This is a genomic window from Cytobacillus pseudoceanisediminis, from assembly GCF_023516215.1.
Taxonomy (GTDB): domain Bacteria; phylum Bacillota; class Bacilli; order Bacillales; family Cytobacillaceae; genus Cytobacillus; species Cytobacillus pseudoceanisediminis.
The window spans coordinates 4,806,346-4,830,939 of the sequence record NZ_CP097349.1; the positions used below are offsets into that span (position 1 = coordinate 4,806,346).

At 42.2% G+C, this 24,594-nt stretch carries 22 protein-coding genes, 2 pseudogenes and 2 riboswitches; all 24 genes and pseudogenes read left to right on the top strand.

All coding sequences use genetic code 11. The features are described from left to right. Positions 1-10: 10 nt before the first annotated feature. Positions 11-2,392, top strand: coding sequence for a 3-hydroxyacyl-CoA dehydrogenase/enoyl-CoA hydratase family protein (locus tag M5V91_RS25665; RefSeq protein ID WP_034296266.1), 2,382 nt, complete (start codon positions 11-13; stop codon positions 2,390-2,392). A 40-nt stretch (positions 2,393-2,432) separates the two neighbouring features. Then, a complete protein-coding gene (locus M5V91_RS25670; RefSeq protein ID WP_009331747.1) occupies positions 2,433-3,608 on the top strand; it encodes an acetyl-CoA C-acetyltransferase in 1,176 nt (391 codons plus the stop codon). 65 nt (positions 3,609-3,673) lie between these two features. After that, positions 3,674-5,458 (top strand): acyl-CoA dehydrogenase FadE, encoded by a 1,785-nt coding sequence (locus M5V91_RS25675; protein WP_251175021.1) that lies wholly within the window; start codon positions 3,674-3,676, stop codon positions 5,456-5,458. A gap of 211 nt (positions 5,459-5,669) precedes the next feature. Beyond that, positions 5,670-6,029 (top strand): arsenate reductase family protein, encoded by a 360-nt coding sequence (locus tag M5V91_RS25680; RefSeq protein ID WP_026041835.1) that lies wholly within the window; start codon positions 5,670-5,672, stop codon positions 6,027-6,029. Positions 6,030-6,117: 88 nt separating this feature from the next. Continuing rightward, positions 6,118-6,501: a glycine cleavage system protein GcvH gene (gene gcvH, locus M5V91_RS25685; protein WP_251175022.1), complete on the top strand. Its 384-nt coding sequence runs from the start codon at positions 6,118-6,120 to the stop codon at positions 6,499-6,501. Positions 6,502-7,057: 556 nt separating this feature from the next. Beyond that, a complete protein-coding gene (locus tag M5V91_RS25690; RefSeq protein WP_009331743.1) occupies positions 7,058-7,297 on the top strand; it encodes a YusG family protein in 240 nt (79 codons plus the stop codon). A gap of 517 nt (positions 7,298-7,814) precedes the next feature. Continuing rightward, complete coding sequence (locus tag M5V91_RS25695) at positions 7,815-8,168, top strand: toprim domain-containing protein (RefSeq protein WP_034296067.1); 354 nt, start codon at positions 7,815-7,817, stop codon at positions 8,166-8,168. Positions 8,169-8,183: 15 nt separating this feature from the next. Next, on the top strand, positions 8,184-8,492 hold the full coding sequence (locus M5V91_RS25700) for a thioredoxin family protein (protein WP_217033893.1): 309 nt from the start codon (positions 8,184-8,186) through the stop codon (positions 8,490-8,492). 152 nt (positions 8,493-8,644) lie between these two features. Beyond that, complete coding sequence (locus M5V91_RS25705; protein WP_251175023.1) at positions 8,645-9,916, top strand: MFS transporter; 1,272 nt, start codon at positions 8,645-8,647, stop codon at positions 9,914-9,916. 327 nt (positions 9,917-10,243) lie between these two features. Next, a complete protein-coding gene (locus M5V91_RS25710) occupies positions 10,244-10,456 on the top strand; it encodes an SCP2 sterol-binding domain-containing protein (protein ID WP_251156305.1) in 213 nt (70 codons plus the stop codon). Positions 10,457-10,507: 51 nt separating this feature from the next. Beyond that, a riboswitch (SAM riboswitch) is annotated at positions 10,508-10,609 on the top strand. Between the two features lie 152 nt (positions 10,610-10,761). Then, a complete protein-coding gene (locus M5V91_RS25715) occupies positions 10,762-12,078 on the top strand; it encodes an O-acetylhomoserine aminocarboxypropyltransferase/cysteine synthase family protein (protein WP_251175024.1) in 1,317 nt (438 codons plus the stop codon). Positions 12,079-12,217: 139 nt separating this feature from the next. Continuing rightward, a riboswitch (SAM riboswitch) is annotated at positions 12,218-12,321 on the top strand. Positions 12,322-12,474: 153 nt separating this feature from the next. After that, positions 12,475-13,500, top strand: a complete 1,026-nt coding sequence (locus M5V91_RS25720; RefSeq protein WP_284521584.1) for a methionine ABC transporter ATP-binding protein — start codon at positions 12,475-12,477, stop codon at positions 13,498-13,500. Then, on the top strand, positions 13,493-14,161 hold the full coding sequence (locus M5V91_RS25725; protein WP_009331736.1) for a methionine ABC transporter permease: 669 nt from the start codon (positions 13,493-13,495) through the stop codon (positions 14,159-14,161). Before M5V91_RS25720 ends, M5V91_RS25725 begins: the two co-directional genes overlap by 8 nt. Before the next feature lie 12 nt (positions 14,162-14,173). Further along, positions 14,174-15,019, top strand: a complete 846-nt coding sequence (locus tag M5V91_RS25730) for a MetQ/NlpA family ABC transporter substrate-binding protein (protein WP_009331735.1) — start codon at positions 14,174-14,176, stop codon at positions 15,017-15,019. A 221-nt stretch (positions 15,020-15,240) separates the two neighbouring features. Then, positions 15,241-15,612 (top strand): carboxymuconolactone decarboxylase family protein, encoded by a 372-nt coding sequence (locus M5V91_RS25735; RefSeq protein WP_009331734.1) that lies wholly within the window; start codon positions 15,241-15,243, stop codon positions 15,610-15,612. 300 nt (positions 15,613-15,912) lie between these two features. Then, positions 15,913-16,020 carry a YuzK family famiily protein gene (locus tag M5V91_RS31155; protein WP_500797331.1) on the top strand — a complete coding sequence of 36 codons (108 nt, stop codon included), beginning with the start codon at positions 15,913-15,915 and terminating at the stop codon, positions 16,018-16,020. 366 nt (positions 16,021-16,386) lie between these two features. Beyond that, entirely contained in the window at positions 16,387-17,172 is a 786-nt protein-coding gene (gene sufC / locus M5V91_RS25740) for a Fe-S cluster assembly ATPase SufC (RefSeq protein WP_009331732.1), read from the top strand. Between the two features lie 17 nt (positions 17,173-17,189). Beyond that, positions 17,190-18,500: a Fe-S cluster assembly protein SufD gene (gene sufD / locus M5V91_RS25745; RefSeq protein WP_009331731.1), complete on the top strand. Its 1,311-nt coding sequence runs from the start codon at positions 17,190-17,192 to the stop codon at positions 18,498-18,500. Further along, positions 18,500-19,729: a cysteine desulfurase gene (locus tag M5V91_RS25750; protein WP_251175025.1), complete on the top strand. Its 1,230-nt coding sequence runs from the start codon at positions 18,500-18,502 to the stop codon at positions 19,727-19,729. Before sufD ends, M5V91_RS25750 begins: the two co-directional genes overlap by 1 nt. After that, positions 19,719-20,167, top strand: a pseudogene (gene sufU / locus M5V91_RS25755) (Fe-S cluster assembly sulfur transfer protein SufU). Before M5V91_RS25750 ends, sufU begins: the two are co-directional and overlap by 11 nt. 108 nt (positions 20,168-20,275) lie before the next feature. Continuing rightward, positions 20,276-21,673 carry a Fe-S cluster assembly protein SufB gene (sufB, locus tag M5V91_RS25760; RefSeq protein WP_009331728.1) on the top strand — a complete coding sequence of 466 codons (1,398 nt, stop codon included), beginning with the start codon at positions 20,276-20,278 and terminating at the stop codon, positions 21,671-21,673. A gap of 197 nt (positions 21,674-21,870) precedes the next feature. Beyond that, complete coding sequence (locus M5V91_RS25765; RefSeq protein WP_009331727.1) at positions 21,871-22,716, top strand: DUF72 domain-containing protein; 846 nt, start codon at positions 21,871-21,873, stop codon at positions 22,714-22,716. A gap of 77 nt (positions 22,717-22,793) precedes the next feature. Continuing rightward, positions 22,794-23,095: pseudogene (locus tag M5V91_RS25770) on the top strand (YunC family protein). A gap of 363 nt (positions 23,096-23,458) precedes the next feature. Continuing rightward, positions 23,459-24,553, top strand: coding sequence for an HD-GYP domain-containing protein (locus M5V91_RS25775; protein WP_009331725.1), 1,095 nt, complete (start codon positions 23,459-23,461; stop codon positions 24,551-24,553). The last annotated feature ends 41 nt before the right edge of the window (positions 24,554-24,594 follow it).

A 24,594-nucleotide genomic window follows, 5' to 3' on the forward strand; every position in this document is an offset into this window, starting at 1 on the left:
AATAAAGTTGATCCAACAAATAAAGAAGGCGGCAGTTTTAGGCTCAGGGGTCATGGGTTCAGGGATCGCAGCCCATCTGGCCAATATCGGGATCCCGACATTATTATTGGATATCGCGCCTCGCGAATTAACGGATGCTGAAAAGGCAAAGGGGCTTACTCTTGAAGATAAAGCAGTCCGCAATCGAATCAGTGAAGGAAACCGCCAAAAATTATTAAAACAAAAACCGGCTCCATTAACTTCCAAAAATAATATTGCGTTAGTTGAGGCAGGAAACTTTGAAGATGACATGGAGCGTCTAAAGGATGTCGATTGGATTATTGAAGTTGTTGTGGAGAACCTCGCCATTAAGAAGCAGGTTTTTGAAAAGGTGGACCAATCCCGCAAGCCAGGAAGCATCGTCAGCTCCAATACGTCTGGAATATCTGTAGAAGCAATGTCAGAAGGGCGCTCGGAAGATTTCCAAAAACACTTTCTTGGAACACATTTCTTTAATCCTCCTCGTTACTTAAAACTTCTCGAGGTCATACCTACTAAAAACACTTCTTCCGAAGTGCTGTCATTTATGAAGCAATTTGGAGAAGATGTACTGGGAAAAGGAGTAGTTGAAGCTAAAGATACACCAAACTTTATCGCCAACCGAATCGGCACTTATGGCCTGCTGATTACAGTGCAGGAGATGCTAAAGGGCGGGTACAGTATCGGTGAAGTAGATTCCATAACTGGTCCGCTGATTGGCCGCCCGAAAAGTGCTACATTCAGAACACTTGATGTAGTAGGGCTTGATACATTTATACACGTGGCAAACAATGTTTATGACCAGGTAGACGGGAAAGAAAAGGAAGTATTTGAAGTTCCGGGCTTTATGAAAGTTATGCAGGAAAAAGGCTGGCTTGGAAGCAAGTCAGGGCAAGGATTTTTCTTGAAAAAGGGCAAAGAGATTCTTGAACTGAATCCTGAATCTCTGGAATACGGTCCGCGCAAAAAGCTTAAGACAGCTTCGACTGAATTGAGCAAGCAGGAAAAAGGCACTCCTGGAAAATTGAAAGCGCTTGTATACTCAGATGACCGCGCAGGCCAATTATTGTGGAACATCCTGAGTCCGGCTCTTCTTTACTCGGCGCAATTACTCGGCGAAATAGCTGATGATGTAACAGCAATAGACAAAGCGATGAAATGGGGCTTTGGCTGGGAATTGGGGCCATTTGAAACCTGGGATGCCATTGGAGTAGGGAAATCTGTCCAGAAGATGGAAGATGCAGGTGAGGAAGTGCCGGCATGGGTAAAGGATATGCTGGAAAAAGGCTTTGATTCTTTCTATAAAGAAGAAGAAGGCAAGCAATATTTCTATCACAATGGCGAGTACAGATTAATCGAGGAAAACCCTAAAGCAATCAACTTGAAACAGATTAAAAAGCAAAAAGGTGTAATTAAAAAAAATACCGGTGCAAGCCTGATTGATTTAGGCGATGGTGTTGCATTGCTTGAATTCCATTCGCAAAGCAATGCCATTGGACTGGATATTATCCAAATGATCAATTTTGCAGTGGATGAAGTGGAGAAGAACTACAAAGGACTTGTTATCGGGAATCAGGGCAAGAATTTCTGTGTAGGCGCCAACCTCGGAATGATCCTCATGGAAGCGCAGGATGACAATATTTATGAATTGGATATGGTAGTCCGTCAGTTCCAGAATGCCATGATGAAAATTAAGTACAGTGCGAAACCGGTAGTTGCTGCTCCATTTGGCATGACACTTGGCGGCGGGGCTGAGGTTTGTCTGCCGGCAGCACATATTCAGGCATCAAGCGAAACATATATGGGACTTGTTGAAGTGGGGGTAGGCCTGATTCCAGGAGGAAGCGGTAACAAAGAGCTCTACATTAAGCATCTTAAAAATATGCCAAATGGTGTGGAATTTGACCTTCAAAAGGTTGCCAATAAAGTATTTGAATCGATTGCAATGGCAAAGGTTTCAACATCAGGCGAGGAAGCTAGGGATAATAACTTTCTGAACCTGGCAGATGGCATCAGTGTGAATGGTGACCATCTCCTTTATGATGCAAAGCAGGCAGTTCTTGCTCTGCACAAAAAAGGCTATAAGCCTCCTGTAAGGAAGAAGGTGCCGGTTGTCGGCGAAACAGGATATGCAACACTCCTGCTTGGAGCGCAGGCAATGCTCTACTCAGGGTATATCTCAGAGCATGATCTAAAAATCGCGAAGAAGCTTGCTTATGTAATCGCAGGCGGAAAAGTGCCATACGGTACAGAAGTGGATGAGCAATATTTGCTTGACTTGGAGAGAGAAGCATTCCTAAGCCTTGTAGCTGAACCGAAATCACAGCAGCGGATGCAGCACATGCTCTTAAAAGGGAAACCGTTGCGTAATTAAAGTAATAGTTTGAGACATTAAGAGAAAGAGAGGGAAAATAATGAGAGAAGCGGTAATAGTTGCAGGTGCCAGGACACCGGTCGGAAAAGCCAAAAAAGGTACGCTTGCAAACGTCAGGCCGGATGACTTAGGTGCACTTGTAGTAAAGGAAACCCTTAAGCGCGCAGGAAATTATGAAGGAAACATCGATGATTTAATTATCGGCTGTTCTATGCCTGAAGCCGAACAGGGGCTGAACATGGCAAGGAATATCGGAGCTCTTGCCGGACTTTCACATGAAGTGCCGGGAATAACCATTAATCGCTATTGTTCTTCAGGCCTGCAGGCAATTGCTTATGCAGCTGAAAAAATCATGATTGGCCATGCTGATACAATCATTGCAGGCGGAGCGGAATCTATGAGCCTTGTGCCGATGATGGGGCATGTAGTCCGCCCGAATGCCAAACTTGCCGAAACAGCCCCCCAATACTATATGGGTATGGGACATACAGCTGAAGAAGTTGCAAAGAAGTATGGCATTACACGAGAAGACCAGGATGCATTTGCGGTCAGAAGTCATCAGAGAGCTGCACAGGCAATCCAGGATGGCAAATTTGAAGAAGAAATTGTGCCAGTAGACGTAACGTTTAGATCCGTTGGAAAAGACAATAAGCTTAAAGAAAAAACAATCCAGTTCCGCCAGGATGAAGGCGTCCGTTCAGATTCCACAGTTGAAACACTCGGAAAACTGCGTCCGGCATTCTCGGTAACCGGCAGTGTCACAGCTGGGAATTCATCGCAGACAAGCGATGGAGCTGCAGCAGTAATGGTAATGGACAGGGAAAAGGCGGAGTCTTCTGGGTTGAAGCCAATGGCTAAATTCAGAAGCTTTGCAGTAGGCGGTGTTCCTCCTGAAATCATGGGTGTCGGTCCAGTTGTGGCCATCCCTAAAGCATTAAAGCTTGCAGGGCTGGAGCTTTCTGATATCGGTTTATTTGAATTGAATGAAGCTTTTGCGTCCCAATCCATTCAAATTATCCGTGAGCTGGACTTAGATGAAGAGAAAGTAAATGTAAATGGAGGGGCCATTGCACTTGGACACCCGCTGGGCTGTTCCGGTGCCAAGCTCACTCTATCTCTAATTCATGAAATGAAGCGCCGCAATCAGCAATTTGGAGTTGTAACAATGTGCATCGGTGGCGGAATGGGCGCAGCCGGAGTATTTGAACTTTTATAAATTGAGCAGGAATTTGGAGAGAAGCCAAAGGCTTCTCCGCAAAACAGAATGGAGGAAATAAGAAAATGTCAAACCAAACTGAAAACCTTATCAAAGGCGGAAGCTTTTTAATCGAAGATGTTTCCTATGACCGGGTTTTTACGCCTGAAGACTATACAGATGAGCAGGTTATGATTGCTAAGACGACTGAAGATTATGTTGTAAATGAAGTTGTTCCGCAAATTGAGCATCTGGAAAACCACGAATTTGACCGTTCGGTAAAGTTATTGAAGCAAGCTGGAGACCTCGGACTATTAGGCGCAGATGTTCCAGAGGAATACGGGGGACTTGCTTTAGATAAAGTTAGCTCTGCACTTATAGCCGAGAAAATGGCGCGTGCAGGCGGCTTTTCCATCTCGCATGGTGCACATGTTGGAATTGGTTCCCTTCCAATTGTTCTTTTCGGAAATGAAGAGCAAAAGCAAAAATACCTTCCTGCATTAGCTACCGGCGAAAAACTTGCTGCTTATGCATTGACGGAGCCAAGCTCAGGTTCTGATGCTCTTGGAGCAAAGACGACTGCCAAGCTGAATGCAGAAGGTACGCACTATGTATTAAACGGGGAAAAGCAATGGATAACGAATGCAGGCTTCGCAGATGTATTCGTAGTATACGCAAAAATTGACGGTGAACACTTCTCAGCATTTATCGTTGAAAGGGAGTTCCCGGGTGTTTCTGTAGGAGCAGAAGAAAAGAAAATGGGAATTAAGAGCTCTTCTACCCGTACGTTAATTCTTGAAGATGCCCAGGTGCCAAAGGAAAACCTTCTTGGTGAATTTGGCAAGGGACATGTGATTGCATTTAATATATTAAATATTGGCCGCTATAAGTTAGGTGTTGGAGCAGTCGGCGGTGCGAAGCGGGCATTCGAACTTGCTGTTCAATATGCCAATCAGCGCCAGCAGTTTAAGACACCAATCTCTCAGTTTAATTTGACAAAAGAGAAACTGGGAACAATGGCTTCTAAGATATATGCCGCTGAAAGTGCAGTATACCGGACTGTAGGCTTATTCGAGGACCGTATGAGCAAGCTTTCGGACGAAGAAGTGAAAGATGGAAAAGAAGTGGCGAAGTCAATCGCTGAATATGCTATAGAGTGCTCCATGAATAAATTCTTTAATACGGAAGTCCTCGACTATGTAGTAGATGAGGGTGTTCAGATCCACGGAGGCTACGGTTTCATGGCTGAATATGAGATTGAAAGAGCTTACCGTGATTCACGCATTAACCGTATTTTCGAAGGAACAAACGAAATCAATCGTCTATTGGTGCCGGGCACGTACCTCCGCAAAGCATTAAAAGGAGAGCTTCCATTATTCCAGAAAGCCCAGGCACTGCAGGAAGAGCTTATGATGTTGATGCCTGAAGAGCCTGGTGACGAGCCGCTTGCACAGGAAAAATATCTGGTGAAAAATGCAAAGAAAATCGGCTTGCTTGCAGCTGGTTTAGCAGCACAGAAGTACGGAAAAGCTCTTGAAAAAGAACAGGAAGTGCTCGTGAACATTGCGGATATTATATCAAATGCTTATGTAATGGAGTCGGTTGTTCTCCGTACGGAAAAGGCTATTGAAAAGGCAGGGCTTGAAAAGAACAAGCAAAAACTTCTTTACACTCAAATCTTCTGCCAGGAAGCATTTAACAAAATCGAGCAGGATGCAAAAGAAACACTTGTGGCAGTAGAAAACGGCGATGCTCTGCGCATGATGATGTCAGCACTTCGCAAATTTACCCGCCACACCCCAATCAACGTCATTGCAAAGAAGCGTGAAGCATCAGAAAAACTGATCGACGCGGAACGTTTTACAGTTTAATTGATCTTAGGCTCTCTTCATCATGAAGGGAGCTTTATTTTTTGCCAAAAATAACCCTTCAAAAATTTTTTTGCCAGAAGGATAATATAGAAATTTGTCGAATATAAATTTGGAGATCAATGTTATGCTTTGTCATCCATTTATGTTACTATTCAATTAAAAGGCAGCAATTTTGGATAAGCCTGAATTTGCTAAAATGGGTGGTGAAAAAATGGCGTTGACTTTTTATTGGTATCCTAAATGCGGGACATGCCGAAAGGCCAAGAAATGGCTTGATGAACATAATCTGTCCTATGAAGAAATACATATAACAGACAATCCGCCTTCTCGAAGCGAACTTGAAACGCTTTATAAAAAGAGCGGTTTAGAACTGAAAAAGTTCTTTAATACGAGTGGTCAAAAATACCGGGAACTCGGACTGAAGGACAAGGTGAAGACCTCTATGGAAGAAGAACTGCTCGATATTTTGGCAACAGACGGCATGCTGATTAAGCGTCCGCTGCTGACAGATGGAGAAAAGGTAACAGTGGGCTTCAAAGAAGAGGAATATGAAAAGACATGGCTTTCCTAAGCGCTGGACTTTAGCCTTTTAAGCCATATTTAACCATGAGATCGATTTACTGATCATAAATTGAAATATTAATTTGGAGGGATACATAATGAGCACACCAAAAGAATTACGTTATTCAGAAGAGCATGAGTGGGTAAAAACAGAAGATGGGAAAGTACGTATCGGGATTACGCATTTCGCGCAATCAGAACTTGGTGACATCGTATTTGTTGAGCTTCCTGAAGTTGGCGATGAGCTAAATGCAAACGAGCCATTCGGAAGCGTAGAATCTGTAAAAACAGTTTCTGAACTTTATGCGCCATTAAGCGGTAAAGTGGTTGAAGTAAATGAAGACCTTAACGACAACCCTGAATTCGTAAACGAATCCCCATATGAAAAAGCATGGATGGTTGTGGTGGAGCCTTCAGATTTAAGCGAAGTAGAGAGCTTGATGACTGCTGAGCAATATGAAGAAATGACAAACGAAGACTAATGTATGAAAGCCGGTTCTATAAGAACCGGCTTTCATGCTGTTTATGTAACTGAGGGGCTGATCAAGGGTTCTGCTATTAGAATTTGTATCTATGTACTTCGAAACCTGTCTAGCTCCAGCGCCTACCCCCTCGAGGTCACAAGCTTGTCTAGTTGCGGCTCCTAGGGACTCGAGACATAAGCCAATCCCTTCCAGAAGGAAAGAACACCTTCTTGCAGGGCTCGTCTTATGCTTGTCGTCCCTGAGCAATCGCCTCCACATTTCGGTTTGTCTAGTTGCGGCTCCTGGGGACTCGGAAGCATAAGCCGATTCCTTTCAGAAGGAAAAACGCCTTCTTACAGGAACCGTCTTATGCCTGTCGTGCCTGGGCAGTCGCCTCCACATTTCAGGCAATCCTCCCAAAAAGGCAAAGGACGCCTTTCTGTAAGGCTCGTCTTGTGATTGTCGGGGTGGACAAGGCGCTTGCGCTTTTCTAACTGGCTTTAATTGCTATTTTTTCTTTTGCAGAGAAAGGGCAAACTATAGATACCCAAAAGCATGAAAGGATTGGTTACCCATGACATTGAATCAGCAGAAAATCGATATTACAGATCGGGTTGTCGGCAAGCTTAAAAGTAATGGGATTGATCTTTATCTTGAGAACGAAAAAATTGGCCAAATCAGCCTTCCTGAAGGCTCTTCCTTTAACCTGGCCCATCATTTTGAGACCGACCACCAAAAAATATATCAGAATGTCTCCGTTCCAGATAAAGCGCAAGAGCGCTACACAGACTGTGACGAAGGCGGCTGGTGCTGACTACTGTAAACAGCGGAATGGATTCCGCTGTTTATTTAATAGGATAAAGCAATATTACCGGGCATACAATGAAATAGGCTGTTTAAGAGTACTACAATGATTATTTTTCTTCAAAAATATTTCCTTTATCAAGCTGTAGAATAATATGTAAAATCAGCGCAGTCCTAACCTCCAATATGGGCAGGAGATTCACACCATAACCGAGAATATTGAATATATTAAGATAAGTACCAATGTAAGACTGGTTTTTTAAATTTGGCTGTTTTGTAAACTTTGCTTACGATAAACTAAGTTTGTCAACTGAGTTGATTGGGGCGGAGGGCACTTGATCCTCGAAAAAGCTTCCGCATTTTCTTTGTACAGATGCTAATTCAGGAAGCTTATTCAATATCCTGCAGGAGGCTCTCATTTCTCCCAGCGGAAATCAACGGGATATTTACAATCTAAGATCAATCTCATGAGTAAACAGCTAACATTAAAGCAACAGTTTCAAAATAACTCCTTTCAGGTGATGACGATGAACGAGGGAATTCCGGAAAAAGTTATTATTGTCGAGGGAAAGTCAGATAAAACGAAGGTTAAAAACATAATAAGAGAACCTGTAGAGATTATCTGCACAAATGGAACAATAAGCATTACCAAGCTGGATGAATTAATTGACACACTGTTTGATAAGGATGTATATATATTGGTGGATGCCGATTCAGCCGGTGAAAAGCTGAGAAAACAGTTTAAAAGGGAATTTCCAGAGGCAGAGCATCTATACATCGATAGAATGTACAGAGAAGTAGCGACAGCACCGGAACATCATTTGGCTACAGTGCTGCTGGGAGCTAATATTGACGTTTATACACAATATTTAGACAGATAAAGTAAGGATGATAAAATGCAGGAATGGTCGCAGCTGGAGATTGAGGAAGCGGTTAACGGGCAAGAAACTGCCCTTATCTATTTGTACACGCCTATGTGCGGAACCTGTCAGATGGCAGGAAAGATGCTGACAGTTACAGAACAATTGCTGCCTGATCAAAAGATTGGGAAAGCGGACTTAAATTATATGCCGCAATTGGCTGAACAATGGGGAGTGGAAAGCGTACCTTGTCTTCTCATCTTTAAAGAAGGAAATTTACAGGAAAAATTATATGCATTCCGATCAGTTCCCTATTTGTTGGATAGAATCAGAAGCATCTATTGAGAAAGCCAGGAGCAAAGCTTCCTGGTTTTTTGCATTTTAAAAAAATATAGAAATTCGCCTTTTCAATATTCTAAATATATTTACAAAATCCTTTTGAAAGAGTATGATACTTAGGGAATCGAAATAAACATACAGTGCAGGAAGGGATCCGGATGGCATTTTACAAGGAGTGGGCAGGCCAATTTAAAGGCTATAACCGCAATATAAAATTGGCTTTTATGGCGAATATCCTTACACAAATAGGCTTTGGGATATTCATGGTAATCTATAATTTTTACATAAGGGAGCTTGGCTACTCCGAAAGTGTGAATGGGCAAATCATATCTATGACTGCACTCGCCACAGCACTGATTCTTGTGCCGGCAGGAATCGCAAGCGACCGAATTGGAAGAAAAAGAGCGATGCTGTTCGGGGCTGTTGCAACGGGTGTCGCTATGCTTTTCAGAAGTATGGTTGAAATGCAGGAACTCCTGATTTTATTTGCCTTTTTTACAGGGCTGACTACAGCATTTCTGCAAGTATCCGGCATACCATGGCTGGCTGAGAATTCTAAGGCTGACCAAAGGGTTCATTTATTCAGCATCCATTTTGCCATTATGACGGGTGCAAATGTAATCGGAAACTTAAGCGGAGGCATCTTTACGGATGTATTTTCTTTATTTGTGGACCAGCTCACCAGCATCCGGATTACACTTCTGATTGCAAGTGTTTTCTTCATAGCAGGCCTTGTTCCCATCCTTCGTTTCGCAGAAGCTCCGAAAGATAAAAACGATGTAAGAGGCATAAAAGGTTTTTCGTTCAAAAACCTATCCGCTAATAATGAAGGCGTCAAAATTATCGCCATGTTTGCTTTTGCGCAGCTGCTGATAGGAATTGGAGCAGGACTGGTTATCCCTTATCTAAATCTATACTTCGCAGACCGTTTTGAAGCTTCCAATTCAGCCATTGGCATTATTATTTCATTAGGGCAGGCTGCCACAGCTTTTGCTATGATTATCGGCCCGGTTGTGGTAAGGAAGGTGGGAGAAGTCAGAGCAGTTGTAATCCTGCAGCTCATGTCACTTCCTTTTCTGCTTTTAACTGCTTATACAGAGAATCTTTGGCTGGCTGCCATCGGCTTTTTGTTCCGGCAGGCATTAATGAATGCTGGAAACCCAATACAAATGTCGCTGATGATGTCTAGGGTAAATGATTCGATGAAAGGGCTGGCAAACTCCGTTAATCAGATGGTTTTCAATCTGGGCTGGGCTGTAATGGGGCCTATTTCAACAGGAATTGTCATGAGATATGGAGATTATTGGGGATATGCACTCGTATTCTCCATTACAGCTTCTTTATATTTGATTGGCTCTCTCTATTTTTTCTTTGTTTTCAAAAACTATAAAAAGACAAAAACTGCATCACCTTCCGTAAAAACAGTATAATCTGACATATTTCTCGGGAAATGAAAGACAATGCCTAATAAACAGGTATTGTCTTTCTGGTTCTTCCAGAATTAATAAATTTGAAATGCGAGAACTGTCTGGCTCCAGCGATCTTCTGATTTTGTCGAAAGAAAATTAAAGGATTGAAGCCATTTATTACTGAATATTAAAGATGATAAACCCATTAAAAGAGGTGAGGCTGTGAAGGATTTACCTGATGTATTTATCCGGGAATTAAAGTCTAAAGGTCATCTTGGATACTTTTTAAGAAAATCAAATTTCTCTTTGCTTATTAAGGCGGGAAATATAAGCATTCCTCTGGAAATTATGAATGGGGAAATCCGGAAGGCCAGTCACACCAGTAATTTTGATGTGGAGGTCTCGGGCTCTGAAGAAGCTGTGCTGTCACTGATTTCAGGCGAGTTAAAGTTAAGGGATGCTATTTTCCAAAATAAAATAAAGATGGAAACCACCTTCAGAAAAAAATTGCTCCTCGAATCCTTTTTCTGTTTAGGGAAAATTTCATATCACAATACTTGACCATTTTTTAAATAGTATGATAATATCGTTTTAATATCAATTAACTGAATATTCTTATCAAGAGAGGCGGAGGGACTGGCCCAGCGAAGCCCGGCAACCGGTAAAGTACACGGTGCTAAATCCAGCAGAGCGGGATGCTCTGGAAGATAAGAAGAGACGATAAAACCCTCTTCTTATGAAGAGGGTTTTTTCATAATATCAGACTTTTTTCTTTGAAATTTGATAACTGTCTAGCTCCAGGCACCTTGCATTTTTCTTAGTTTTTCGATAAGAAATACTAAAATTTTTATAGAGGAGAGAAAGCAATGACTGATAAACAAAAAAAATACCGTTTTGAAACAATTGGAGTGCATGGGGGACTGAAGCCAGACCCTGTAACTGGCGCAAGGGCGGTACCGATTTACCAGAACAATGCTTACCAGTTCAAGAATACAGATCACGCTGCAGATCTCTTTGCTCTTAAAGAGCCAGGATATATTTATAGCAGGATACATAATCCGACTGTAAGTGTATTTGAGGAAAGAGTGGCCTTGCTTGAAGGAGGAGTTGGTGCCCTGGCTCTTGCAAGCGGACAATCTGCCATTACGCTTGCCATTTTAAACATAGCTGAAGCAGGGGATGAAATTATTGCTGCGTCCAATTTATATGGCGGTACTTATAATTTGTTTGCAGTCACACTTCCCAAGTATGGAATTAAAGTGAAACTGGTTGATCCAAAAGAGCCGGAAAATTTCCGTAACGCGATTACAGATAAAACAAAGGCCATCTTTGCCGAAACGATAGGGAACCCAAGCTTAAAAATCCTGGATATTGAAAAGGTAGCAGCAATTGCACACGAGAATGGTGTGCCGCTGATTGTCGATAACACTTTTGCTACACCTTATCTATGCAGGCCGATCGAACATGGGGCTGACATTGTTATACACTCTGCGACTAAATGGCTGCTCGGCAATGGAACAACAATGGGAGGAATTATTGTAGACGGAGGAAAATTTGACTGGAATTCCCATAAGTTCCCGGGCTTTACAGAGCCAGATCCCAGCTACCATGATATTGTCTATAGCGAAGCAATTGGCGAGGCGGCTTATATTATCAAAGCACGCGTACAGCTTTTGAGAGACTTAGGGCCTGCTATGAGTGCGCAAAGTGCATTTCAATTCACATTGGGGCTTGAAACTTTGCATGTACGGATGAAAGAGCATGTTGCCAACACGAAAAAAGTAGTGGAGTATCTAGAGGCGCATCCAGCTGTTAATTGGGTCCTGTATCCTGGAAATGAAAGCCATCCGGATAAAAAATTGGCGGATAAATACATGCCGAAAGGAGCAGGAGCTGTGGTTGTGTTTGGAATTGCTGGCGGAAGAGAAGCAGGTGCCAAGCTAATAAACAGCCTGAAGCTTTGGGCACATGTGGCAAATGTCGGGGATGCAAAGAGCCTGATTATCCACCCTGCAAGTACAACTCACCAGCAGCTTGATGAAGAAGGTTTAAAAGCTGCGGGAGTGCCGGAGGATCTAATTCGAATTTCTATCGGAATCGAGAATGCGGAAGATTTGATTGAAGATCTGGAACAGGCGATCGAAGCAGCTGCAGGCATTACATCACTTTCTGCAAAAGCATAAAGGAAAATTTACCATTCATTTTTTTCCGAAAGTTTAAAATTTCTTCGTTGACACCTTTTTGATGGCTATGATACGATAGCAAACGTAATTAATAAACTGCTTAATTTATTAAAATATTAATTGAATATAAATCGTTACGCTCTTATCAAGAGAGGTGGAGGGAAGTGCCCTATGAAGCCCGGCAACCGTCAATTATTTGAAATGGTGCCAATTCACTCAAAGCATAGCTTTGACAGATGAGAGAAAGGACTTAATTTTTAATGCCTTTCTGCTCATGTGCAGAAAGGCATTTTTGCTTTTAGCGCATGAAAGCCTATAAGGAGTAAAAAATAGGGGAATATAAGCAGTCTAATAATTATAATCTGTATCTTTCGATTAAAGAGGTGACAATTCACGTTGATTTCTATAAAAGATGTACAGAAGATTTTCTCTTCAAAAAAAGGCCAGGTAAAAGCTGTTGACAATGTAAACCTGGAAGTAAAGGAAGGAGAAATCTTCGGAGTTATCGGATATAGCGGTGCAGGTAAAAGTACCTTGATCCGCATGCTGAATGGGCTGGAGCTTCCTACCCATGGCAGTGTGACAGTTGCAGGAAATGAGGTTTCAAAGATAAAGGGAAGCAAGCTAAGAAAAGCGCGTCAGGTAATAAGCATGATCTTCCAGCATTTCAACCTATTATGGTCGAGAACGGTAAGAGAGAATATCGCTTTTCCGCTTGAAATTGCTGGTGTTTCCCGGCAGGAAAGGCTGAAAAGGGTAGACGAGCTCATTAAACTCGTTGGCCTCGAAGGAAGAGAAGATGCCTATCCTTCCCAGCTCAGCGGCGGTCAAAAACAAAGGGTTGGAATTGCTAGAGCCCTTGCCAACAATCCAAAAGTACTGCTTTGTGATGAGGCGACATCTGCACTTGATCCGCAGACTACAGATTCCATTTTGGAGCTGCTTGTTGACATCAATGAGCGTCTGGGCTTAACGATTGTCCTAATTACTCATGAAATGCACGTTATCCGTAAAATCTGCCATCGGGTTGCAGTCATGGAAGGCGGCCGAATTGTTGAAATCGGGCCTGTATTGGATGTATTTAGGAATCCCAAAGCTGTGATTACAAAGCGGTTTGTACAGCAGGTGACAGAGCCTGAAGAAACTAAGGAAACGATTGATCATCTGGTCGATTTGTATCCAAAAGGAAAAGTAGTGCAATTAGGGTTTGTCGGCGAATCAGCTGAACAGCCGTTGATTACAAACCTGATCCGTAATTTCCAGGTAACCGTAAATATCCTTCAAGGAAAGATTTCCCAGACACAGAATGGTTCTTACGGTACTTTATTCATCCATGTTGATGGAGAAGCAGAGGAAGTTGCAAAAGCCATTGAATTTATTCATTCTCAGCAGGTTGGCGTGGAGGTGATTTCCAATGCTTAACGAATGGTTTCCAAATGTGAAATGGGATTCCATGTGGGAAGCTACAATGGAAACCCTATATATGACAGCTATTTCTGTTCTCGCAACTTTTATTTTAGGTGCAATTCTGGGATTGCTGCTCTTCCTGACTTCCAAGGGTAACATCTGGGAAAACGCAGCAATTAATAAAGTTATTTCTGCTTTCGTCAATATATTCCGCTCAATTCCGTTTATTATTCTGATCGTGTTATTGATTCCATTTACCAAGTTTCTTCTAGGAACAATGATCGGGGAAGATGCAGCACTGCCTGCATTAATTATTGGTGCCGCCCCTTTTTATGCCCGTATGGTGGAAATAGGCTTGAGGGAAATAGATAAAGGTGTAATTGAAGCGGCCAAGTCTATGGGGGCAAAAACAAGCACGATTATCTGGAAGGTTCTGCTTCCGGAATCAATGCCCGCCCTTGTTTCAGGAATTACCGTTACAGCCATCGCGCTTGTTGGCTACACGGCCATGGCCGGTGTCATCGGTGCTGGCGGACTTGGAAACCTTGCTTACCTGGAAGGATTCCAGAGGAGCCGCAGTGATGTGACGCTTATGGCGACTGTCATTATTCTAATCATCGTATTTATCATCCAGTTTATTGGAGATATCATAACAACTAAATTAGACAAACGTTAAGGAGAGATTCATATGAAAAAATGGTTATCACTTGCTCTTGCACTTGCAGTAGCACTTGTTCTTGCAGCTTGCGGAACGTCAGAAGAAGACGGCAATGCCGGTGAAGGCGGAGAAAGTAAAGAAAGCACTAAAATTACAGTAGGGGCTTCCAACGTCCCACACGCTGAAATCCTTGAAGAGGCAAAGCCATTACTTGAAGAAAAAGGCTTTGAACTTGATGTTGTACCATTCCAGGATTATGTATTGCCAAACCAGGCTCTTGAGTCTAAGGAGCTGGATGCAAACTATTTCCAGCACATTCCTTACCTTGAGTCACAGAAAGCTGAACATGGATATGATTTTACAAATGCAGGCGGAATTCATATCGAGCCAATCGGAGTATATTCTCAAAAATATAAGAGCCTTGACGAACTTCCTGAGGGTGCATCTATCATCATGAGCAACTCAGTAGCAGACCATGGCCGTATACTTTCCATGCTTGAAGCAGAGGGACTTATTACTTTAAATGAAGATGTAGAAAAAACCGAAGCAACTCTGGAAGATATTAAAGACAATCCTAAAAAGTTAAAGTTTGATACTGAATATGAAGCTTCACTTCTTCCTCAAATCTACAATAATGAAGAAGGGGATGCAGTCCTGATCAACTCCAATTATGCAATTGATGCCGGATTGAATCCTCTTAAGGATTCAATTGCAATTGAAGACAAAGATTCCCCATACGTAAATGTAATTGCTGTCCGCTCAGGCGATGAAGAAAAAGAAGGAATTAAAGCTCTTGTAGAAGTGCTTCGTTCTAAAGAAATTCAGGATTTCATTCTTGAAAAATATGAAGGTGCCGTTGTACCGGTATCTGAGTAAGAGTTAAAAAAGCAGGCGTCTATGCGCCTGTTTTTTTTATAGTATAGGTATAATTTTTGAACGTCGATAACAGTCCAGTTCTAGCGCCTGCCTCCTCGAAGGTCGGGAGTGGGCAGGGCGCTTCCGCTTTAATTGCCATATCTCAGGCCCGCTTCCCGTATAGATTGAATAGTAATCAAACATACTAACCTTGAAACTATTTCGAAATGGAGTGAAGCCGAATGGAACATTATCATGAACCTTCAAACTCGATAGAAGCAGCCCTTCATGACTATAAAGTTGGATTGGGTGTTTTCACTGAAAAAATGCCTGATTTAGCACAGCATTATAATGCTTTTACAGAAGCCTGTTTTAAGGAAGGGGTTTTATCCCAAAAGGAGAAGCAGCTGATTGCCCTTGGAATCAGCTTATATTCTCAGGATGAATATTGCATTATTTATCATACGAAAGGATGCATCGATCAAGGTGCGTCAGAAGAAGAAATTCTAGAGGCAGTAGGAGTTACTGCAGCTTTTGGCGGCGGTGCCGCAATGAGCCAGGCGGTTACGCTTGTCCAGGAGGCTATGACAGAATTAAATCAGCAAAATCATTAATAAGCAGCTCCTGCTCAATAGCAGGAGTTTTATTTTTTATGGTAATTTCAGAAAATTATTGAAACAACCATTAATCCAGAGGATATGGCCAGTATTTTAAGAATGCGCATTATGAAAGCGCCTCATGGGTTCTCGTTCCTTATTTTGCTAAAAAAATCAGGTTTTTTCCGCTTTGTGCGGGGTATATGGTGAGTGTTAAGATTTTAGATGTAAAACTAAATGCGAAAGCATAAAAACCGAAAGGATTGATTCATTATCAGTCAGTTACAGCTGAACTACACGAGTGAAATGGAAAAAGCTATGCAAGCTGCCCATGGAGTTGGATATGAAGTGTACAGCCGGAAACATGATATTCGAATGGAAGTTGAAAAAAACGCGAAGAAGATTATCTTCAAAGCCAGCGCTTAGTTGCAGATCTTGAAAGAAAAATTCATTCCTAGGTTAATGGTATATATAATAATGAAGAAAATAGAAACCAGTGCCAATTATGCACTGGTTTTCTTTTTGCAATACATGAAATTACAGTCCCGGGAAAAAATAGATAGGACATGCCAGGTTCCCGGTTATTTTCACTTTGATGCCATTAAGTTAATATGATAAAATCTATATTTACAGGCTTTCTAAACATTTTTGTTTGAAAAGTTTGTTAATGGTCTTAAAGAGTTGCTATGACATTTGATTTGTTATAAGATTGTAATGAGAATAAAATGAGAATAGAGATTTGCGGCTGCAGGCCGATTTACAAATCTTCTTTTATTGACGGAGGTATATATTATGGCAGGATCAGTACTTACAATTAAAGACCTTCATGTTGCTATTGAGGGAAAAGAAATATTAAAAGGTGTAAACCTTGAAATCAAAGGCGGAGAAATTCACGCCATTATGGGGCCGAACGGTACAGGTAAATCAACTCTATCTTCTGCAATCATGGGCCATCCTAAATATGAAGTTACACAGGGAAGCATCACATTAGATGGTGAAGATGTTCTTGAAATGGAAGTTGACGAACGCGCACGAGCGGGCCTATTCCTTGCAATGCAATATCCAAGTGAAATCAGCGGTGTAACAAATGCCGATTTTTTACGTTCTGCAATTAACAGCCGCCTTGAGGAAGGCAATGAAATTTCTCTTATGAAATTCATCCGCAAAATGGACAGCAAGATGGAATTTCTTGAAATGGATCTTGATATGGCTCAGCGTTATTTAAATGAAGGCTTCTCAGGCGGTGAAAAGAAGCGCAATGAAATTCTTCAATTAATGATGATTGAGCCTAAAATTGCGATCCTTGACGAAATTGATTCCGGTTTGGATATCGATGCATTGAAGGTTGTTTCTAAAGGAATCAATGAAATGCGCGGCGAAGAGTTTGGCTGCTTAATCATCACACACTACCAGCGCCTTCTAAACTACATCACTCCTGACCATGTTCACGTGATGATGCAGGGACGCGTTGTAAAATCTGGCGGTCCAGAGCTTGCACAGCGCTTAGAAGCTGAAGGGTATGACTGGATTAAAAAAGAACTGGGCATTGAAGACGAAACAGTTGGGCAAGAAGCGTAAGCGTTAGGGGGATCACTATGACAACGGAAATAAAATTACCATTTGATAAGGAATATGTTAGTTCCTTTTCAAAAGATATGGGCGAGCCGGCATGGCTGACAGAACTCCGTCTAAATGCGCTTGCAAACGCGGAAAACCTGCCAATGCCAAAGCCTGATAAAACCAAGATAGATAAATGGAACTTTACACAGTTTGAAAAGCACATCGTTGGAAGCGAAGATTTTTCTTCATTAAACGACCTTCCTGAGGATGTCAGAAATCTGATTGACACTGAAGCCGGCGATCAGAACCTATACATTCAGCGTAATAATAGACCAACCTATTTGGCTGTTTCTAAAGAGTTGCAGGAAAAAGGTGTTATTTTCACAGATATCTTTACGGCGGCAAGAGAACATGGCGACCTGCTTCAGAAGTATTTTATGAAGGACGGCGTCAAAACGGATGAACACCGTTTAACTGCATTGCACGCGGCACTTTTTAACGGCGGAGCGTTCTTGTATATTCCGAAAAACGTGGAAGTTTCGGCGCCTATTCAGGCTGTATATATTCATGATGATAAAGAAGCCAACTTATTCAACCACGTATTGGTTGCAGCTGATGATAACAGCTCTGTGACGTATGTAGAAAACTATGTTTCTACAGTTGAGGAAGCAAACGGCATATTCAATATAGTTACAGAAGTAATTGCCAATGCAAATGCAAGCGTTCAGTATGGTGCTGTTGACACACTTGCTAAAGGAACAACAGCTTATGTGAACCGCCGTGGTGTTGCAGGACGTGATGCCCGCATTGAATGGGCTCTTGGCCTCATGAATGATGGCAATACAGTATCTGAAAACACAACCAACCTTATTGGAGACGGGTCTTTCGGAGACACAAAAACAGTTGTTGTAGGTCGCGGGGAACAGACTCAAAACTTTACAACGAAGGTTGTTCATTTCGGAAAGAATTCTGAAGGATACATCTTAAAGCATGGTGTTATGAAAGACTCTGCATCATCCATCTTTAATGGAATCGGCAAAATTGAGCATGGAGCTTCTAAGTCAAATGCTGAGCAGGAATCACGCGTACTGATGCTAAGCGAAAAAGCCCGCGGCGATGCAAACCCTATCCTATTAATTGATGAAGATGATGTAACAGCAGGACACGCAGCTTCAGTTGGCCGTGTGGATCCATTGCAGCTTTACTATCTAATGAGCCGCGGTATCTCGCAAAAAGAGGCAGAGCGTCTTGTTATTCACGGCTTCTTAGCGCCAGTTGTGAATGCTCTTCCTATCGAAGGGGTTAAAAAGCAGCTGACAGCCGTTATTGAAAGGAAAGTAAAATAATGAATGCCCGTGAGATTCGGCAAATGTTTCCCATTCTGGACCAGGAAGTCAATGGAAAGCCTCTTGTTTATTTGGACAGTTCCGCTACTTCCCAAAAACCTGTTCCGGTGATTGAAGCGCTTGACAAATACTACCGGGAATACAACTCGAATGTTCATAGAGGAGTCCATACCCTGGGTACTAGAGCGACTGATGGCTATGAAGGCGCCCGGGAAAAGGTGCGTAAATTCATTAACGCTAAATCGACTGAGGAAGTTATTTTTACAAGAGGAACAACAACTGCACTCAATACTGTAGCAGCAAGCTATGGGCGTGACAACCTGAACAAAGGCGATGAGATTGTTATCTCTTATATGGAGCATCACAGCAATATCATTCCCTGGCAGCAGGTAGCAAAACAAACGGGTGCCACCTTAAAATACCTTCCTCTTCAGGAAGATGGAACAATATCTCTTGATGATGTTAGGGAAACTGTGACAAGCAATACGAAAATTGTGTCTATCATGCAAGTATCGAATGTACTTGGTGTGATAAATCCAATCAAGGATATTGCGAAAATTGCCCATGAAAATGGAGCAATCATGGTTGTAGATGGTGCACAAAGTGCTCCACATTTGAAAGTTGATGTTCAAGACCTGGATTGTGATTTCCTTGCTTTTTCCGGCCATAAGATGTGCGGCCCTACAGGCATTGGTGTTCTGTATGGAAAGAAAAAGCATCTTGAAAAAATGGAGCCGATTGAGTTTGGCGGTGAAATGATTGACTTTGTAGGCCTTTATGAATCAACTTGGAAGGAGCTTCCCTGGAAATTCGAAGGCGGTACGCCAATTATTGCAGGTGCGATTGGATTAGGAGCAGCCATTGATTTCCTGGAGCAGATCGGCCTGAATGAAATTGAAGCCTATGAGCATAAACTGGCTGCATATGCCTTGGAAAAAATGTCTGCTATAGACGGAATGACCATATATGGTCCAAAAGAAGCGTCAAAGCGCGCCGGAGTAATTACTTTTAATATAAATGTTGTCCATCCTCATGATGTGGCTACTGTATTGGATGCAGAAGGAATTGCAGTCCGGGCCGGCCACCATTGTGCACAGCCGCTGATGAAGTGGCTCAAGGTGTCGGCAACTGCACGTGCAAGCTTCTATCTGTACAATACGGAAGAAGATATTGATAAGCTTGTTTCAGGGCTTGTCAAAACAAAGGAGTATTTCAGCGATGTCTTCTAAAAATTTAGATACCCTTTACCGCCAGGTTATAATGGATCATTATAAAAACCCTCGTAATAAAGGGGTACTTGAAGATGACAGCCTGACGATCAATATGAATAACCCTACTTGCGGAGACCGGATTCAATTGACGCTGAAGCTTGAAGATGGCAAAGTGGCAGATGCGAAGTTTGAAGGCGAAGGATGTTCCATTTCCATGTCCTCGGCTTCCATGATGACTCAAGCCATCAAGGGCAAAAATATTGAAGAAGCATTAAAGCTTTCCAAAGTTTTCTCAGACATGATGCTGGGAAAAGAATATGATGAAGACGACCTGGATCTTGGCGATATCGAAGCTCTCCAGGAGTTTCCCAATTCCCTGCCAGAATCAAATGCGCTACATTGGCATGGAAAGCAATGGAAAAAGGCGTTAGCACGGAGAAAGAAGAACAGGAATAAATCAATCAAACGTTTGATTAAAAATTTTTTCATCTGCCTTGTGTGCTAAAATATAATGAAATGATGGGGTGTGAAGACCCTTTCTCATACGAATGGAGGAATACGACGATGGCAAAAAAAATGCCTGAGATCGGCGATTACAAGTATGGTTTTGCCGATAAAGACGTTTCCATTTTCCGATCAAAACGCGGTTTGACAAAAGAAATTGTTGAAGAGATTTCAAAATTGAAGGAAGAGCCACAATGGATGCTTGACTTCCGTTTAAAATCATTGGAGCATTTCTATAACATGCCTATGCCGCAATGGGGCGGAGATTTAGCGTCATTAAACTTTGATGAAATTACGTATTATGTAAAGCCTTCTGAAAAAACTGAACGCTCTTGGGATGAGGTTCCAGACGAAATTAAACAGACATTTGATAAATTGGGTATTCCTGAAGCAGAGCAGAAGTATCTTGCAGGTGTTTCTGCCCAGTATGAATCAGAGGTTGTTTACCATAACATGCAGGAAGACCTTGAAGCGAAAGGAATTGTGTTCAAAGATACCGATTCCGCTCTTCGCGAAAATGAAGATATTTTCCGTGAGCATTGGGCAAAGGTTATCCCTCCAACAGATAACAAATTCGCTGCATTAAACTCAGCGGTTTGGTCTGGCGGATCGTTCATTTATGTTCCTAAAGGGATTAAGGTTGATACGCCGCTGCAGGCATATTTCCGCATTAACTCTGAGAACATGGGGCAGTTTGAGCGTACATTAATCATTGTTGATGAAGGCGCACATGTACACTATGTAGAGGGCTGTACAGCACCTGTTTACACAACAAACTCACTTCACAGTGCGGTTGTTGAAATCATCATTAAAAAAGACGCATACTGCCGTTATACAACCATCCAGAACTGGGCGAACAACGTGTTTAACCTGGTTACGAAGCGTGCTGTTTGTGAATCAAACGCAACAATGGAATGGATTGACGGAAACATCGGTTCAAAACTGACAATGAAATATCCGGCAGTTATTCTTAAAGGGGAAGGTGCACGCGGCATGACCCTTTCCATTGCATTAGCAGGTAAGGGACAGCACCAGGATGCAGGTGCGAAAATGATCCACCTTGCACCAAACACTTCTTCGACGATTGTATCGAAATCGATTTCCAAGCAGGGCGGTAAAGTAACTTACCGCGGAATCGTTCACTTCGGCCGCAAAGCGGAAGGTGCACGTGCCAACATCGAGTGTGATACTTTAATCATGGATAACCAGTCAACTTCAGATACGATTCCTTACAATGAAATCCTGAACGACAACATCTCTCTTGAGCATGAAGCGAAGGTTTCAAAAGTATCAGAAGAACAGTTATTCTATCTAATGAGCCGTGGAATCTCAGAGGAAGAAGCAACAGAAATGATCGTAATGGGCTTCATCGAGCCATTTACGAAAGAACTTCCAATGGAATACGCAGTAGAGATGAACCGCCTGATTAAATTCGAAATGGAAGGTTCTATCGGTTAATAAATATTTTATGAAAACCCGTTTACCGGCCATGGTAAGCGGGTTTTTTAATGGTAAGAGGCTGAGAAGGGCAGAAACTGTTTAAATTTTGGAAAATTAATGATTTAATTGCTAAAGTGAAGATATAACCCTTTGTGAAAAACGGTTTTAAATTATTATTCTTAAAATACTTATGGCAAAAAAACGGAGGTGTTTTAATGATTATTATAGGCGTAACAGGGTGGGGCGACCATGATAGCCTTTATACAGGCAATATATCGCCGAGAGATAAATTAAAGGAGTACGCCGGCCATTTTCCAACTGTCGAGGTGGACTCTGCTTTTTATGCGGTGCAGCCAAAGCGCAACTCTTCCAAATGGGTAAAAGACACACCTGAATCTTTTCAATTCATAGTAAAAGCCTACCAGGGCATGACCGGCCATCAGAGAGGCGAAATCCCCTTTGAAAGCAAAGAAGAAATGTTTGCAGCTTTCAAGGACTCATTAGAGCCTTATATCCAATCCGGCAAGCTGGCTATGGTGCTGTTTCAATTTCCGCCATGGTTTGACTGCAAAAAAGCCAATGTCGACTATCTTCGCTGGTGCAAAGGGCAGATGGGGGATATCCCTTGTGCCCTGGAATTCAGACATCAATCCTGGTTTCGACCGGAGTTAAAGGAAAGTACATTAAGATTTATGAGAGAAGAAGGCTGGATTCACAGCATCTGTGACGAGCCGCAAGCCGGTGAGGGTTCTGTTCCAACTGTCCTGGAATCAACCAGTCCTGATAAGGTGCTTGTTCGGTTTCATGGCCGGAATTTTCATGGCTGGCAGAAAAAGAATGGAGATAACTGGCGAGAGGTCCGATATCTTTACCGCTATAACGAAAAAGAACTGGCTGAATGGGCAGAACATCTAAAACAACTTGAGAAAAATTGTAAAAATGTATTCGTCGTCTTCAATAACAACTCTGGCGGTGACGCTGCAGACAATGCTAAACAAATGATCGGACTTCTTGATATCGAATACCAGCAGCTCGCTCCCAGACAGCTTGATTTATTTTAAGCGATGCCAGGCACTTTCACCCTTTTCCTTGTCCTCACATATTGTGTTAATGGAAAAGGAAAGGAGTGGCGGCAAGTATGATTGATTTAAAACCGATTGATATAGATGGCCATACTTTTTTGAGTGTATCGGTGCAATTGCCGAAGACCAATCTGCTGGTGGTAACGAATGATAAAGGGTATATCATGTGCGGCGCCCTTGATGTAGCTTTGCTGAATGAGAAGCTTAAGGACCGCAAAGTAATTGCCGGCAGGGCGGTCGGCGTAAAAACCATAGAGCAGCTGTTAAATGCCCCCTTGAATCTGTCACATTTGAGGCAGAGGAACTGGGCATTGTTAAAGGGACGATAGGAAAAGAAGCACTTCTTAAAATGATCTAAAGGCATGCCTTGACAGGGCTGTCTTTTTTATTGGATCTATATTAAGAGCTTACTTCGGACATAAATTTTTTTAATACGGGTTATCCGCACATAAAGTATTTTATCCGAACATAAAAAACGGTTATCGGCACATAAATTTTTTTATCCGCATGTAAAAATTGGCTATCCGCACACAAAAAACATAAATTGAAGAAAAAATCTCCCTGGAATGAAGGCGAGCACCCTATGTTATCCTTAAAAATCAACTTTCATAAAAAATTAGAGAGCATCGGCCAATGCCGGAATTTTGTCGTATAATGTAAATAAAACCAAATTATACCCGAAATATAAAGTAGCACTGAAAAAAGGATATGGGAGATACATATGAGATTAGCAGCAACCAATACAATTGAGACTGGCAGCGTTTTGGCCAAGGCAATATATAATGACAAGGGTCAGGTCCTCTTGCATGAAGGTGTGGAGCTGGCTGATAAATTGATACATAAATTGCAGGAAATGGGTATTACGTATGTGTATATCAGGGATTGGCGCACTGAAGATATCCAATATAAGGACCCTCTGTCTGCCAAAATGCGAACGATGGCTATCCAAACCATAGAATCGGTTCTGAAGGAAGTAGGAGCAAATAAAGATTTATCAGGCTCTTTAGTGATTGAGAAAGCCTCTAAACGGCTATCAGGGCTAATTCGTCAGCTAATCGATGAAATAAGGGGAAATAGAGAGCTGCTTACGATCTTATCAGATGTTTATACATATGACCACTATATTTTCACACACTCCCTGAATGTAACCCTTTATTCTCTGGCAATCGGGATGAAGCTTCAGCTCCTGCCAAAGGAACTTGAAATCCTGGGGCTAGGTGCTATTCTCCATGATGTAGGAAAAATGAAGGTGCCGGCAGATATTCTTTTGAAACCGGGTAAATTGACAGTGAAAGAATTTGAATCAATAAAGAAGCACCCTGAAGATGGATTTAATATATTAAGAAAAGTAGAGACGATTCCGCTCCTTGTTGCACATTGTGCCTTTCAGCATCATGAGCGTTTGAATGGTACCGGCTACCCGCGCGGCCTTGAGGGAGACGAGATACATGATTTCGGCAAGATTATTGCGATTGCCGATGTGTTTGATGCAGTAACATCTAATCGCATTTACAGACAGGCTATGCTTCCGCATGAAGGTCTGGAGATTTTGTATGCAGGGGCAGAAAAGTTATTTGATAAGAGGATAATCGAAGTTTTTCGTCAAGCGGTCGCTGTATATCCTGTGGGTGTTACAGTTGAGCTGAATGATGGCAGGAAAGGCGTTGTCTGCCGGCAGAACGCGGGTCTGAGTGATAGGCCTGTCATCCGCATACTTGAAGAAAAGGGCAGGAATGTCGAGCCATATGAAGCAGATTTGAGGATTGAATTGAATTCTGTCATTATAGGATGCGATACGACTTTTGTACAACAATAAACTATTTTGGATTTTTGAGCCTAGTTCCCTCCTTTACAGCA